Genomic DNA, 13,517 nt, shown 5'->3' with positions numbered 1-13,517 from the left:
GGCCTCGGGTCGCACCCCGCGCGTACGGGGGCGGCCCGAGGCCCGGGCCGCCTGCTGTGACATCGCTCATTCCCTCGGGCAGAGCCCCTGTCTACGCTGGTGCGTCACAGGCGGGGCAGCGCGGCTCCGCGAAACAGCTCGCAGGACGGATCGGCCGGACACCGGCGAGCGCGCTCCCGAGAGACCCACTGCCGTGCCCCATGATCTGACGCCCGTCATAGCCGCCTCCGCTCGCTGGCTCCTGGCCGCCTACCCCGCGCCCTCAGGTGCCCTCAGCCGGGCGCTGGCCGAGGCCCAGGCCCGGCAGGCCGCATCCCTCGCCGCCGCCCTGCGCTACCCCACCGACTTCGACGTGCAACTGCTTCATCTGCTCGCGCCGAGCGGGGCGCACCGCCTGGACTGGCTGAACGGACACGATCCGCAGCCCGAGGACTCCGCCTGGCGGACCTGGGTCGACGAAACCGTCGTCAGCTGGGCGGCCTGTCTGCTGGCGGATCCCGCCCTGGCCGCAGCTGCCCAGCGAGCCGTCCGGGAAACCGAGCACCACGGCGAGGCAGGTGAACTGCAACGACTGACCGATCCCGGCGACCGGGACCGCGCAGCCGCCGTCCTGCTCCGCCATCCCGACCTGCTCGAAACCGTCGCCGCGCTGCACCGACCCGAGCTCATGGAACTGCTCAGCACCGAGGGCGCCGAGCTGACGTGACCCCTTCACTGCGGTGACAGAGACTGGTTCCTCCGCTCACCCCTCGGGGCCGGAATCAGCTGGTAGGCGGCCCTCGCCGAATGTTTGCCTCAGCGGTGATTCCCCCGCACCGACGAGGGAACCCGATTCGAGTTCCGTGAGCAGGACGTGCAGGACGCGAAATGAGGACGACTCGTGGGCTACGAGTTGCGTGCGCAGTACGCGGAGAATGCCTCGTCACGCTCCGCTGTGCCCCCTGTCGAAATCTGGCACATGACGCACGAGGGCGAGAGCCGGGCCCTGTGCGGGCAGCGGCTCGACCCGGCGGCGTGGACTCAGCCGTCCACCGCCTGGGGCACGTCTGCGTCCGAGCCCTTCTGCCGCGAGTGCGGGGTGCGCTATCTGCGCATGGGCGTCGGCTGACGCGCCCAGGCGCACGCAGGGGGGTGCGGCGCCCGGGCCCCTACGGAGCACTGCTCACCTATGGAGCGCCGCTCGGTACCTGTCCGCAGCGTTCGTCCGGCCACCACGTGCGTGCGATGTCCTTCCGGATCTCGGGACGCGAGACCCTGTCCGTCTCCGTCTGTTCCAGCGCGCGACGACTGGACGCGGAGTTCCTGGCGGCCTTCTCCTGCACCATCCTTCGACGCATCAGCCTGCCTCCTCCGTTGTGTCCTGCCGTCTCTCGAGCGCCTTACTTCTCCCGAGTTTCGCGTTTCGTGCTGTTTAGGCGCATTTCAACCGAGCTGCTGAAATATTCAGTCCCTCTCGCCTGCACGAGTGTGAGTGCACTCGCCCGCTTCCCCAACGGACACCCCTGCCCTGGAGCACGACCGAGAGCGACATGACGGCGAGTCAGACGGTCTCCTCCGCCAGCGTCTTGATGCCGCGAAGGGTGGCTTCCATCCCGGCGCGCAACTCCTGGAGCCGGAAGGCGATGAACTCCTCCTCCCGGTCCGGCCGGCGCTCCAGGGCCAGCGTAAGTCCGCTGCGGCCCGGCCCGATGCGGACCGACTGCCGCAGCCGGCTGCCCCCGCCCTCGACGTCGAGTTCGTAGCGCCAGTTCGCCATGGCCTTCGCCGGATCCGGCGTCGGCTCCCCGAAACGGCCGTCCGCATCGGTGACGGCCCAGGCGAACACATGCGGTTCGGTCAGCTCGACCACATGGGAGACGGTCCGCCACTCGCCGAGCCGCCGGTGATGGTTGTAGCCCTCGAAGCGCGCACCCACCGAGGGCCGGTCTACGCCGTCGAGCCATGCGACACGCTGTAGTTCAGGGCTGAGCCGGGCGGTCAGACCGATGCCGGTCACCAGTTCCCAGACGCGCGGCACCACCGCAGCGACATGAACGTCACAGTGCGCACTCGGACCATCAGCGAATCACACAACGCTCCCTTCGATGCCGGTATTCCTGATCAACGCGTCGGGCGAGTAGTCCGCTCCGAGTTCGGTGAGCTAAATTCCTTACTTGCTAAGCCATTGCAGTCCGCGGACGCAAGGAGGCACGTACGTGAGTGGACACCACGACGAAGGCCACACCATTGCCGGATGGACCGGTTTCGCCGTCGCCACGATCGGGGCACTCGCCGTCGGCATGGGCATCGTCAGCTGGCGCCCGGGCATCTGGGTCGGGCTCGCCGTGCTGGTGACAGCGGTTCTGATCACGTGGGCCCTGCATCTGGCGGGCTGGGGCAAGCCGCCCGTACCGCGCGGCATCGACCAGCGGCGGCTCTCGGCGCGGGACCACTCCGTACGTGGCGGGCACGAGAACTGCCTCGGGTGCCGGCTGGCAGGGCGTCCCGGCGGCCGGGCCCGGACGACCGAGACGCCCTGACGGCGATCCGTACCCCCGAACCCCCTCCGGCCCGGACCGAAACCGGCCCGCGGTGCGGATCGCCGTCATCGGTGGTCGCCGCGCGGGCCTGTGGCGGTGTGCCGGGACAACGCCAGCACGCTCAGACCGAACATCAGGACACCGAGGGGAAGATGGACCGACGGGACGTGCGCGATGCCGAGCACGACCTGGATCGAGGCCAGTACGAGGAACCCTGACGCGTGCCACACCGGCCGGGGCGAGCCGCCGCCGGGCTTCCACGCCAGCACCGCCGCGAGCACGTACAGCATCGACGCCCCGTACATCACCCGGGCTCCGACACTGTGCAACGTCTCTCCGTACGAAGCGGTCAACAACAGGCCTGCGGAGACCGCCTGAAGGAAGATGGTCAGGGTCTGGAGGGTGATGGCGATCCGCAGGAACGAGGAGCCCCTCCGTACGCCCGTCGATGCCGTCGCCTTCATCGCATTCGTCGTCTTCGCCGTCTTCGTTGTCGTCGTTGTCGTCGTCTTCGCAGTCTTCGTCGTCTCATTGGCCATGTCACAGTCCCCTTCTCCGCCCTCGGGCGACAGATCGATAAGGTCTCACCAGTCCGACGACACAGGCGGACGAAAGGTAAGGCGGGAGCCACCAGAAGCATGGGAAGTGTGCGGGCCGGTACAGCGGAGGCAGCCGACGAGCGACGTCAACTGGTCAATGTCGCCTACCGGTTGCTCGGTTCGGTGACCGATGCGGAGGACGCCGTCCAGGATGCCTACACCCGCTGGTACGGGCTGCCGCAGGACCGGCAGGAGGAAATACGCTCCCCCGGCGCCTGGTTGACGACGGTCACCAGCCGCATCTGTCTGGACCTGCTCGGCTCGGCGCGGGCCCGCCGTGAACACTACGTCGGCGCGTGGCTGCCCGAACCGCTGCCCGACCGCACCGAGTGGAACCACACGGTCGGGGCCGGTCCCACCGGCTCCGCGGACCCCGCCGACCAGATCGTCCTGGACGAGTCGGTGGCCATGGCCTTCCTCGTGGTCCTGGAGTCGATGACGCCCGCCGAACGGGTGGCGCTCGTCCTGCACGACATCTTCCGGTACCCGTTCGCCGAGATCGCCGACGTGCTCGGCCGTACCCCCGCGGCCTGCAAGCAGCTCGCGGCCTCCGCCCGACGGCGGGTCGATGTCGCAGACGCTCCGGCGACCGGGACGGCGACCGGCCGTGCCGAGGTGGTGCGGCGCGTCAAGGAGGCGTGGGAGACCAAGGACATCGCGGCCCTCGTCGGTCTCCTCGACCCGGCCGCCGTGATGACCGCCGACGGTGGCGGCCTGGTCGGCACCGTGCTGCACCCGGTCGAGGGCGGCGCGCGCATCGCCCGGTACCTGGTCGCCATCGCCGACAAGGCTCCTGGGCTGGAGCTGCTGGAGCGTTCGGTCAACGGTGTGCCGGGCCTGGTGGCGCGGCGTGCCGGGACCGTCATGACGGTGGCCGCGTTCGACGTCTCCGACGGGCGCGTCACCCGGATCTGGGCGGTCCGCAACCCGGAGAAGCTGCGACCGTGGACGCGGCAGGACAGCTGCCACAGCCACTGAACCCGTCGCTCAGCCCACGTCCTTGACAGCAGTGCGTACGGTCTCGGCCTGCCGGGGCGTCAGGAGTTGCTCCAGCTCCGGGTGCTGAGCACCAGCCGGTAGCCGTCAGGGTCTTCGATGCTGGCACCCCAGGTGTCCCAGTACGAGTTGCGCGCCTGCACGCGCTTGCCCCCGTGGGCTTCCAGGCGCGCGAGCAGGTCCTGCGGTACCTGCTCGTCGAGATAGACGACGAGCAGGTCCTCCTCGGTGGGCCGTGGTTCGACCGCGGCGTCGTGGACGAGTTCAAGGTGCCAGGAGGCGTCGGGCCAGCCGACCATCAACAGATCGTGCTCGTCCGGCCTGCCTGCGTTCTCCGACCGGAACAGCACGCTCAACCCGAGCCCGCCGACCCAGAACCGCTCCGCCGCGGCAAGGTCACGGGAGGGCCGGGCGATACGGATGTGGCTCTGGCCGGTGGCGGGCATGGCATGCTCCTCGACATCGATCATGTACTGACCGAGGCAGCGTAGGAGAGGGTGTCTCCCACCGCATCGGCCCAGCGGCACAGGACCGATCCGTCGTGAGTCCTACGCCCCCGAACCGGGCCGATTGGGCCGCGCTGAAGGGCAAAGCGTCTCCCCGTCCTGGAGAGACATCCCAGGCTTCCCCGTTCTTGCAGGTCAATCGGGGTGAGACCATCCCACCGTTGTGGGTCGGGCGGCAGCTGCCGGAAGATCCTGCGTAGTCGGAAAGAGCGTCCGCGACGAGTGGCGGCGCCGAGCCGGCCGGCCGGTTCCGGGCGTGAGCGTCCGCAAACACCCTTGGCGTGCGGGGAATTCGCGTAAGCGGGAAATGTCCGCCGCGGCTCTGGCCGGGCCTGGTCATCTCCTGTCGCCGATCGCGGGCGGCTTCGAATGGTTCACTGAATTCTTGGAGGTCTGATGAAGTCCGTCATCCGGAAGGCTGCGGGATTCGCGGCGGCCGGCGTGACCGTCGCGGCCATGTCCTTGACGGGCGCGTCCGCGGCCCACGCGGAAGCCCCCACCCAGGGGTGTCCGTACCCCTACGTCTGCTTCTACCTGAACAACGCCGATCTGCTGGCGGGCAGGCCGGTCTCGAAGTACCGGGACGTCACCAGCGGCTACCAGGCGGTCAAGCCGCGGCCGCACTACGGGGTCATGAACACCCGCAATGACGACGTGGCGTATCTGCGGCTCCAGGACGGGACCTCGATCTGCCTTCCGCCGAACACCCAGACGCTCTTCGCCGACGGCTACAGCGTCACCGGAATCAAGATCTCCAGCAGCTCCACGTGCTGAAAGGGTGGGACGACCGGCGGGCGCGCGTGACCGCGCTCGCCGGGTCGGCGCCGGCTCCCGTCCGGGCCTCCCCGCAGGACCGCCCGCGGACGAGGCCGTACGCGCGGTGGACCGGCCGGCCGGGCCCACGGATGTGGACCTCACCGTCAACAGGCCGACTCTCCTCCGCGCTTCGGGGCCGTTCGGTCCCCGGTGAGGACCATCGGGACCTGATCACGGACACCGCCGAGGCGAGACGCTGTCGGTGAAGCGGAAACCGGCCCCGCGGCGTCGCTCCCACCCGAGCGTCACCGTCCGCGTCGCGTCCGTCGTCCGCCGCACCGCACTTCCCTGGAGGTTCCATGTTGTCCGCGGAGTCCGCAGCCCTCGTACGGGCCACCCTGCCCGCCGTGGCCGGGGCGCTCGACGAGATCACCACCCGCTTCTACGCCGCCATGTTCCGCGAGCGGCCGGAACTGCTCGACGGGATGTTCAACCGCGGCAACCAGGCCAGCGGGGCCCAGCGCCGCGCGCTGGCCGGCTCGATCGCCGGGTTCGCCACGGCGCTCCTGGGGAACCCCGGCGCGCGGCCCGACGCGCTGCTGTCACGTATCGCCCACAAGCACGCCGCCGTCGGTGTCACCGACGACCAGTACACGATCGTCCACAAGTACCTGTTCGGCGCGATAGCGGACGTCCTCGGAGCCGCGGTCACTCCCGAGGTCGCGGCCGCCTGGGACGAGGTCTACTGGCTGATGGCCGGTGCCCTGATCAGCCGGGAGGCCCTCCTGTACCAGGACGCGGCGGTACAGCCCGGCGGGAGCTGGCGGCCGTGGACGGTCGTCGAACGCCGTACGGAGACCACTGACGCCGTTTCCTTCCTGCTGCGCCCGGCGGACGGCGAGCCGGCCCCGCGGGCCCGCGCCGGCCAGTACGTGAGCGTCCGGGTGCGCATGCCCGACGGTGTGCACCAGTTGCGCCAGTACAGCCTGTCCTCGGATCCGGGTGGTGAGCTGCGGCGGATCACCGTGAAGCGGGCCGCGGGCGAGGGCGGGGAGCCGGACGGTGAGGTCTCCACCCTGTTGCACGAAACCCTGGGTGAGGGTGACGAGTTGCTGTTGTCCGCGCCGTTCGGCGATGTCTTCCTCGACGACCCGGCCGACGCCGTCACCCCGGTCGTCCTGGTCTCGGCGGGTATCGGCTGCACCCCGATGACGGGCATCCTGGCCCATCTCGCCGCCCTCGGCTCGACCCGGCCGGTTCTGGTCCTGCACGCCGACCGCTCCCCCGCCGACCACGCGCTGCGCGCGGAGACACACACGCTCGTCGAGCGGCTGCCGGACGCCCGGTCCGTCTTCTGGTACGAACGCCCGGGACCGGAGGAGCCCGAGGCGCAGGCCGGACTCATGGACCTGAACGGTACCGAACTCCCCGACGAGGCCACGGTGTTCCTGTGCGGCCCGCTCCCCTTCATGCGCGACGTGCGCGGACGGCTGCTGGCCGCCGGTGTCTCCCCGCGTCGCATCCGCTACGAGGTCTTCGGCCCCGACCTGTGGCTGCCCGGCACCCCGGCCTGACCGCCGGACGCCGTCGCATTCCGCTCCTGAGGAGGGATCCCCCGTGACCACCGACAGCACACGACAGGCCCCGCCGATCCGCCTGCGCACCGACGGCACCGTGGACGAGGCCACCCTGGAGTACGCCCGTACGAAGATCGACGCTGTTCTCGCCCGGCCGGGGCTGCCCACCGTCAGCGGCGAGGTGCGCATCGCCCGAGCTGCGGCCCACCACGCCGGCCACCCGTGGTCGGCCACGGCCGACGTGCGCGTCGGGAGCCGTCAGATCGTCGTGCTGGCCCAGGAGGCGACGGGCACGGAGCTCGTCGACCGGCTCCAGGACCGGCTGCGCAGCCAGACGGACAGGGCCGTCCACGTCTGGGACGACGGACGTGGCACGACGGCGCCGCCGTGGCGCGGCGGAGCGCTCCGGACGTCGTGAGCCGGTGCGGAACGCTGGCCCGGTCGGTGAACCTCCGCCGACCGGGCCACCGTCCGTTCACCGCCGAACGGGCCACCGTCCGTTGGCCACCCTCCGTTGGCCGCCGTCCCCTGACCGCCGTCCGTGGCGACCCGGTGAGGAACGGGCCCGCCTCGGCCGCCCAGGCCCTCACACGACTGACATGAAGCTGACACACACGAGCGGAATGCGGGCTCACCGACCGCCCGTTCCCATGACATGACTGATGGTGTACCGCTCGACGCATCCGGCGTGCAGAAGCAGGAGATCTCATGACCACCGAGGCGACCACGGCAGACCTCCATGCCTTCACCGAGCAATGGCTGGAGTGGTACCGCGAACAAGAGGCACGGCTCTCCGGCCCGCACGGGTTCCTGGCGATCACCGGCCTGCACTGGCTCGACGACCGGCCGCAGCGCTTCACCGACGCCCCCGGAACCTGGCACACCGGCCCCGACGGGGTCGTCGTCACGCTGGACGACGGTGAGGAACTGGTCGTCGACGGGAAGCCGGTGGACGGTGAGCACCGTTTCGGCGTGCTGCCCGAACGCGGCGGCGTAGACGCGATCTGGAAGGACGCCGTCATCGAGGTCGCCAAGCGGGGCGGTCAAGACATCGTGCGCCCCCGGCACCCGGACGCGCCGCTGCGCACGGCCTTCACCGGAACACCGGCCTACGCCCCCGACCCGCGCTGGGCCGTGACGGGCCGTTACATCCCCTTCGACGAGCCGCGGCCCACCACCGTGGGTGCCGTGGTCGAGGGTCTGGAGCACGTGTACGACGCGCCCGGCAGGATCGAGTTCGAGGTGGACGGGCACCGACTGTCGCTGACCGCGTTCCCCGGGTCCGGTCAGGACCGGTTGACCGTGCTGTTCACCGACGGGACCTCCGGGGTCACCACTTACACCGCCAGCCGGACCCTGTCCGTCGAACCGCCCGCTGCCGACGGCACGGTCGTCCTGGACTTCAACCGGGCCACGAACCTGCCGTGTGCCTACACCGACCTGGCCACCTGCCCGCTGCCGCCGGCGGAGAACCGGCTGACGGTGCCGATCGAGGCGGGTCAGAAGACCCCGCGCGAACGCGGCGGTTCCTGAACCGTGACTCCCCGGAGGTGACGGCGGCCGTCCCGGCCCTCCGGGGGGCTGGTGCTCCGGCTCACCTCGGGCTGTTCGTGGGGGTCGCGCCGGCCGCGACGAGGAGGGCGGCGGTCTCGGCGTGGGCGCCGTGGTCCGCCCAGTCCAGAGGGGACGGACCCCGTCCGTGTTCCTCACGCAGGCAGGGGTCGGCTCCGTGGGCCAGCAGGGCGCGCACGGTCTCGGTGTGCCCCCAGCACGCGGCCGCGCACAACGGTGTGCCGTCCGAACCGTCACCCCTGCTCTCGACGTCCGGGCGTGCGCCCGCCTCCAGGAGCAGGCGCGCGATCTCGGCCTCTCCCTGCACGGACGCCAGATAGAGGGGGGTGGTGCCGTCACGGTCTCCCCGCTCCGGGTGCGCTCCACTCCGCAGCAGTGCCCGCACCTGTGCGGGGTCGGCAGCAAGGATCGCCCCGAAGAGCCGATGCGAGAGCTTCTTCTGTCGCCGCTGATTCATGCCGTCGAGCCTAGCGATCACCACACCTTGAGGCGACACGCCGACCCTGCCACAGCACGTGGTCCGGGTGTCCCCACCCCGAAGCGGTGGCTGACCGGATGGGCAGGGACATGCGTCAGCGGCGAGCGTGTGTCTCGGCAGACCACTTGAGCCGAAGGAGAACACAGTGACCCGTCCTGTGGAACGCGCCCTCGGGCGCCGCACGTTACTGGCCGGCGCGGCAGCGGCCGGCGCGGGGGCCGTCCTGGCGGATGCCGGGCGGGCCACCGCCGCCGGGTGGGGAGGACCGGTGGGGCAGGCGGCCGTGGACGCCGAGACCGCGCGGGTCCGGCAGGCACTGATAGAGCTGCGCCGGGACATCCACCGGCATCCCGAAGCCCCGGGCCAGGAACGGCGTACGGCCGCCGTGGTGGCCCGGGAGCTGCGGGCGGCCGGACTGACCGTTGCCACCGGGGTGGGAGGCCACGGTGTGGTCGGTGTCCTGCGGGGCTCACGCCCCGGCCGGACCGTCGCCTATCGGGCGGACATGGACGCGGTTCCGCCCGCGGACATCGTCGGGACGGGCCCCGCGCCGGCCCATGTCTGCGGCCACGACCTCCACACCGCGATGGGCATCGGCGTCGCCCGGGTCCTGGCGCGGCTGCGCCGACGCCTGAGCGGTACAGCGGTCTTCCTCTTCCAGCCCGCCGAGGAGACGCTCTCCGGCGCCCAAGCGCTGATCGATGCGGGCGTGCTGGAGCGTCTGGGCATCGAGGAGATCCACGCGCTGCACTGCGGACCGTTCCCGGTCGGGCGGTTCGCGGTGGCTCCGGGCTACGGAATGCCGGGCCAGGACAAGGGGGAGGTGATACTTCGCGGACCGGACGCGGTCGACGCCGCACGGCGCCTGGCCGCCGAGATCGGTGCACTCGCCACGGTCGCCGTACCGCAGGGCTCGGCGGACCTGGAGCGCATCGTCGCCGACGCGCAGACGCCCGACGGGCCGCTGAAGCGGTTCGTGGCCCTCCGGGCCACCGTCCAGGAGGTCGACCGGGCCACAACAGCGCAGGAGACCAAGGTGAGTGTGTCCTACCGCTGCTGGCCGCAGGAGCGGTACATGGAGGTACGCGACGCCGTCCGCCGGGCGGCCGCCCCATACGCGGATGCCGAGGTACGCTTCCCGGCCGAGCCGTTCCCGGCCCTGGTCTGTCCGGAGCACGACGCTCACCTGCTGGCCCGCCATCTGCACCGCGCCCTCGGCCCGGACACGGTCACCGAACTCCACGCCGCCTTCCCGCCGTTCAGCGGCGAAGACTTCGCCCTCTACCTGGATCGCATTCCCGGCACCTACACGTTCCTCGGCGTCCGGTCCCCCGGTGCACCCATCACGACGAGCTATCCGCACTTCCCCGACTTCCTCCCGGACGAGCGCGCCATCGGCATCGGCGTACGGGCGATGGCCGGCTGGATCGCGGAGCGCACCCGCGGGGCGTAGCGCCCGCCATCGCGACGGTCGTCGTCCGCGTCGCGACGGCGGCCGTCGGCATCGCAACGGTCGTCGTCGGCGTTTCGGCCAACCGCCCTGTCCAGCACACCTGTTGCAGGGACTGGATCCATGCATCCGGCACGCGCCGCCACGCGCACTGTCCCGGGATTCCAGGTCCGGCCGAAACACATGTGTTCGATATCCCGGGTCGGTCGTTGAGCCCCACGACCATGCAGGACCACCGTCAAGGGGGCTCGACGTTGACCTCGGACGACACGAACCGACAGCAAGCCACCACGCCTCCTCCGCCACCACCGCCGGCGGAGATCACCTACAGCGGGCAGTACTCCGTCAATCCGCTCGCCGAGGTCTCCTTCCGGCGGATGTGCGCACAGATCCCCTCCGTCCTGGGCCGGATCACCCGGCTGGCTTGGCGGACCGACCGGCGGGCCGTTCAGTTCCTGCTCGGCTGCCAGGTGGTCACGGGTGTCTCGGCCGCCGTGCTGCTGACCGCCACCGCCCGCGCCATGAGGCCCGTCCTGGGCGACGGCTCCGCCGCAGACCGGCTGCGCGGAGCCGTCCCCGCGCTGCTGGTGGTCGCGCTCGCCGCCGCGCTGGGCCGCGGTGCGGCGGCCGTGGCCACGTACGCGGAGCGGCGGATCACCCCCAGGCTGACGACGGAGACGGACAGCTCGCTGGTCGAGGCGGTGTGCCGGGTGGAGGCGTCCGCGTACGCGGAGGAGGGGTTCTCGGACCGGCACGAGGCTGCCGAGATGGGAGTGATCCGCACCCAGGTGATGGTCACCGACGCCCAGCGCTTCCTGTCCGCGCTGATCCGGATGGTCACCGCGGGCGGTGTGCTGTCGGTGCTGAACCCGCTGATGCTGCCGCTGCTCCTGCTCGCCGTGCTGCCGGCCGGTGTGGGGGCGGTCCTGACCGCCCGGGTCGACTACGAGATCCACTACGCCAATGTCGCCGACCGCAACGTACGCGGCATGATGCGCTGGTGGGCGACCACCTCGAAGTACGGCGACGAGGTGCGCGCCAACTCGATGAGCGACTACCTCGTCTACTGGTACCGGGCCCTGTCCGACCGGTGCGACCGGCGCACCCTTGCCGCCGCGCCGCGCACCCTGCGGATCGCGCTGGTCTCCGCATCGGCCGGCGGCGTCTTCCTCGTCGCCACCTGGGCAGCCCTGGCGTGGCTGGCGGTCTCGGGCCGGATCGAACTGGCCGTCGCGGCCACGGCCGTCATCGCCGTGCAGACCACGCTCGCCGCGCTCTCCCAGGTCGTCGTCAACGGCGCCGCGGTCTTCCACACCAGTCTCTACCTGAGCGACATGCAGGCCTTTCTCGACGACGCCGCGGCTCGCGCCCCCAAGCGTGGGGCCGTCAGGCACGGCGCCGCCACCGAGCAGATCCGGCTCGAGGAAGTCGTCTACCAGTACCCGGGCAAGGACAAGCCTGCCGTCGACGGCGTCTCCCTCACCCTGGAGCGCGGTCAGATCCTCGCGATCGTCGGAGCGAACGGCTCGGGAAAGTCCACCCTCACCCGCCTGCTCACCGGCATCTACCTGCCGGACAAGGGCCGCGTCACCTGGAACGGCACCGACCTCGCCGAAGTGGACCCCACCAGCGTGTGGGCGCACACCGGCCTGGTCCCGCAGATCTTCGCCCAGTGGCCGATGCCGGTCCGCGAGAACGTCACCCTCGGCCAGCCCCGCACCCACGACGACACACCCGTCTGGGAGGCCATCGACGCGGTCGGTCTACGCGAGGCCGTCGACGATCTCCCCTCGGGTCTGGACACCCTGCTGTCCCGCGACGTCTTCGGCGGCTCCGAGCTGTCCGGCGGCCAGTGGCAGCGCGTGGCCTGCTCCAGGGCCCTGTACCGCCGCCCCGGGCTGCTGATCCTGGACGAGCCGACCTCCCAGATGGACCCGCGCGGCGAGCACCAGATCTTCGAGCAGATCAAGGCCATCGCCGCCGGCCGCATCACCATCGTGGTCACCCACCGCCTGGAGAACACCAAGATCGCCGACCATATCGTGGTGATGGAGCACGGCAGGATCACCGAGCAGGGACGGTACGACGACCTCGTCCACGCCGGCGGAACCTTCGCCGAACTCCTTGAACTCTCCCAGGACCGCTGAGACCGCTGACCGCCCCCGCCTCGTCCGTCCCGCCGGCGCCGTCCGGACTCGTGGCAAACGCGCCCCGAGCCCGTAACGTCAGGGCCATGAGCACCGCATTGCCGACCCTGCACGGACGGCGGGGCGTGATCCTGAGGCCCGCCGACCACCGGGACATCCCGTGCCTGGCCGCGATCCGCGCCACGCCCGGGGTGCACCGGTGGTGGCGGGGCGGCCCCGACCTGGCGGCCGAGGTGGCCGAGGATCTCGCCGACGCGGACACCCGGGTGTTCGCGGTGGAGTACGGAGGACGGGTGGTCGGGCAGATCCAGTGGTACGCCGAACAGGACCCGGAATACCGGCACGCCGGCATCGACGTCTACCTCGACCCGTCGGTGCACGGCCGGGGCCTGGGGACGGACGCCGTCCGCACCCTGGTCCGGCACCTGATCGAGGACCACGCCCACCACCGTCTCGTCATCGACCCGGCGGCCGACAACGCGGCGGCCATCGCCTGCTATCGCAAGGTGGGGTTCCGCCCGATCGGCGTCATGCGGGCCTATGAGCGGGGCTCGGACGGAAGCTGGCACGACGGCCTGCTGATGGACCTCCTCGCCACCGACCTCACCTGACACCCCTCACGTATGCCAGGTCACATCCGGCACACCCGCTCCGTGAGCACCCGCGCACGCAGTGTCGCAGAACCGGTGAAGCACCCCACATGACCCACGTCACCCACTACCCGCGATAGTGGACAAAAGGGGACAGGTTTAGCAGCGGACCCATGCCCTGACCTGGGGATTGAGAGCCAGCTCACATAGACCGGCCAACACCCCAATGCGACCACAACTAGTAAAAGGGGTCATTGCGGACATCGGTCGGGGCTGGTTGTCTTGAGGACGTCGCCAGGCACCACGGCCCCCCAGGGATCACGGTGC

Annotated in this window: 14 protein-coding genes and 1 pseudogene; 11 read left to right on the top strand and 4 right to left on the bottom strand. The window is 70.9% G+C overall.

Annotated features, from left to right (window positions below):
- Positions 1-193: 193 nt before the first annotated feature.
- A complete protein-coding gene (locus ABT085_RS34050; protein ID WP_351616856.1) occupies positions 194-706 on the top strand; it encodes a hypothetical protein in 513 nt (170 codons plus the stop codon).
- A gap of 252 nt (positions 707-958) precedes the next feature.
- Complete coding sequence (locus ABT085_RS34045; RefSeq protein WP_351616854.1) at positions 959-1,108, top strand: hypothetical protein; 150 nt, start codon at positions 959-961, stop codon at positions 1,106-1,108.
- A gap of 432 nt (positions 1,109-1,540) precedes the next feature.
- Here the strand turns inward: ABT085_RS34045 and ABT085_RS34040 are convergent.
- A pseudogene (locus tag ABT085_RS34040) lies at positions 1,541-2,023 on the bottom strand (SRPBCC family protein); the annotation flags it as partial.
- Positions 2,024-2,195: 172 nt separating this feature from the next.
- On the opposite strand from ABT085_RS34040, the gene ABT085_RS34035 reads away from it, so the two are divergent.
- Positions 2,196-2,519 carry an HGxxPAAW family protein gene (locus ABT085_RS34035; protein WP_351616852.1) on the top strand — a complete coding sequence of 108 codons (324 nt, stop codon included), beginning with the start codon at positions 2,196-2,198 and terminating at the stop codon, positions 2,517-2,519.
- A gap of 65 nt (positions 2,520-2,584) precedes the next feature.
- On the opposite strand, the gene ABT085_RS34030 is transcribed toward ABT085_RS34035, so the two are convergent.
- Complete coding sequence (locus ABT085_RS34030; RefSeq protein ID WP_351616859.1) at positions 2,585-2,983, bottom strand: hypothetical protein; 399 nt, start codon at positions 2,981-2,983, stop codon at positions 2,585-2,587.
- Between the two features lie 174 nt (positions 2,984-3,157).
- Between ABT085_RS34030 and sigJ the strand changes: the two genes are divergently transcribed.
- Positions 3,158-4,096, top strand: coding sequence for an RNA polymerase sigma factor SigJ (gene sigJ, locus ABT085_RS34025; protein WP_351616849.1), 939 nt, complete (start codon positions 3,158-3,160; stop codon positions 4,094-4,096).
- Positions 4,097-4,155: 59 nt separating this feature from the next.
- On the opposite strand, the gene ABT085_RS34020 is transcribed toward sigJ, so the two are convergent.
- Positions 4,156-4,560: a VOC family protein gene (locus ABT085_RS34020; protein ID WP_351616846.1), complete on the bottom strand. Its 405-nt coding sequence runs from the start codon at positions 4,558-4,560 to the stop codon at positions 4,156-4,158.
- Positions 4,561-5,016: 456 nt separating this feature from the next.
- On the opposite strand from ABT085_RS34020, the gene ABT085_RS34015 reads away from it, so the two are divergent.
- The 4 genes from ABT085_RS34015 (at position 5,017) to ABT085_RS34000 (ending at position 8,486) form a co-directional block, all read left to right on the top strand.
- The gene (locus ABT085_RS34015) at positions 5,017-5,394 is read left to right on the top strand and encodes a hypothetical protein (RefSeq protein ID WP_351616843.1); all 378 of its coding nucleotides are present in this window, start codon (positions 5,017-5,019) and stop codon (positions 5,392-5,394) included.
- Positions 5,395-5,735: 341 nt separating this feature from the next.
- Positions 5,736-6,950, top strand: coding sequence for a globin domain-containing protein (locus tag ABT085_RS34010; RefSeq protein ID WP_351616840.1), 1,215 nt, complete (start codon positions 5,736-5,738; stop codon positions 6,948-6,950).
- A gap of 43 nt (positions 6,951-6,993) precedes the next feature.
- Complete coding sequence (locus ABT085_RS34005) at positions 6,994-7,371, top strand: hypothetical protein (protein WP_351616837.1); 378 nt, start codon at positions 6,994-6,996, stop codon at positions 7,369-7,371.
- A 290-nt stretch (positions 7,372-7,661) separates the two neighbouring features.
- On the top strand, positions 7,662-8,486 hold the full coding sequence (locus tag ABT085_RS34000) for a DUF1684 domain-containing protein (protein ID WP_351616835.1): 825 nt from the start codon (positions 7,662-7,664) through the stop codon (positions 8,484-8,486).
- 61 nt (positions 8,487-8,547) lie between these two features.
- Here ABT085_RS34000 and ABT085_RS33995 read toward each other — a convergent pair whose 3' ends face one another.
- Positions 8,548-8,982, bottom strand: coding sequence for an ankyrin repeat domain-containing protein (locus ABT085_RS33995; RefSeq protein ID WP_351616833.1), 435 nt, complete (start codon positions 8,980-8,982; stop codon positions 8,548-8,550).
- A 166-nt stretch (positions 8,983-9,148) separates the two neighbouring features.
- On the opposite strand from ABT085_RS33995, the gene ABT085_RS33990 reads away from it, so the two are divergent.
- From ABT085_RS33990 to ABT085_RS33980, 3 genes are all read left to right on the top strand, one after another.
- The gene (locus ABT085_RS33990) at positions 9,149-10,456 is read left to right on the top strand and encodes a M20 metallopeptidase family protein (RefSeq protein ID WP_351616830.1); all 1,308 of its coding nucleotides are present in this window, start codon (positions 9,149-9,151) and stop codon (positions 10,454-10,456) included.
- Positions 10,457-10,707: 251 nt separating this feature from the next.
- Positions 10,708-12,600, top strand: a complete 1,893-nt coding sequence (locus ABT085_RS33985) for an ATP-binding cassette domain-containing protein (RefSeq protein WP_351616827.1) — start codon at positions 10,708-10,710, stop codon at positions 12,598-12,600.
- 86 nt (positions 12,601-12,686) lie between these two features.
- The gene (locus ABT085_RS33980) at positions 12,687-13,211 is read left to right on the top strand and encodes a GNAT family N-acetyltransferase (protein ID WP_351616824.1); all 525 of its coding nucleotides are present in this window, start codon (positions 12,687-12,689) and stop codon (positions 13,209-13,211) included.
- The last annotated feature ends 306 nt before the right edge of the window (positions 13,212-13,517 follow it).

The sequence above is a fragment of the Streptomyces sp. NPDC002265 genome, assembly GCF_040296125.1.
In the GTDB taxonomy this organism is placed as follows: domain Bacteria; phylum Actinomycetota; class Actinomycetes; order Streptomycetales; family Streptomycetaceae; genus Streptomyces.
The sequence above is the reverse complement of the archived record's forward strand: the minus strand, read 5'-3'. Positions and strand labels throughout refer to the sequence as shown.

Bases quoted from the DNA above. Each gene is read 5' to 3' on its own strand.
- sigJ (WP_351616849.1), top strand. From the start codon at position 3,158: ATGGGAAGTGTGCGGGCCGGTACAGCGGAGGCAGCCGACGAGCGACGT.
- ABT085_RS33995 (WP_351616833.1), bottom strand. From the start codon at position 8,982: ATGAATCAGCGGCGACAGAAGAAGCTCTCGCATCGGCTCTTCGGGGCG.
- ABT085_RS34045 (WP_351616854.1), top strand. From the start codon at position 959: ATGACGCACGAGGGCGAGAGCCGGGCCCTGTGCGGGCAGCGGCTCGAC.
- ABT085_RS34030 (WP_351616859.1), bottom strand. From the start codon at position 2,983: ATGAAGGCGACGGCATCGACGGGCGTACGGAGGGGCTCCTCGTTCCTG.
- ABT085_RS34020 (WP_351616846.1), bottom strand. From the start codon at position 4,560: ATGCCCGCCACCGGCCAGAGCCACATCCGTATCGCCCGGCCCTCCCGT.
- ABT085_RS33980 (WP_351616824.1), top strand. From the start codon at position 12,687: ATGAGCACCGCATTGCCGACCCTGCACGGACGGCGGGGCGTGATCCTG.
- ABT085_RS34010 (WP_351616840.1), top strand. From the start codon at position 5,736: ATGTTGTCCGCGGAGTCCGCAGCCCTCGTACGGGCCACCCTGCCCGCC.
- ABT085_RS34015 (WP_351616843.1), top strand. From the start codon at position 5,017: ATGAAGTCCGTCATCCGGAAGGCTGCGGGATTCGCGGCGGCCGGCGTG.
- ABT085_RS34000 (WP_351616835.1), top strand. From the start codon at position 7,662: ATGACCACCGAGGCGACCACGGCAGACCTCCATGCCTTCACCGAGCAA.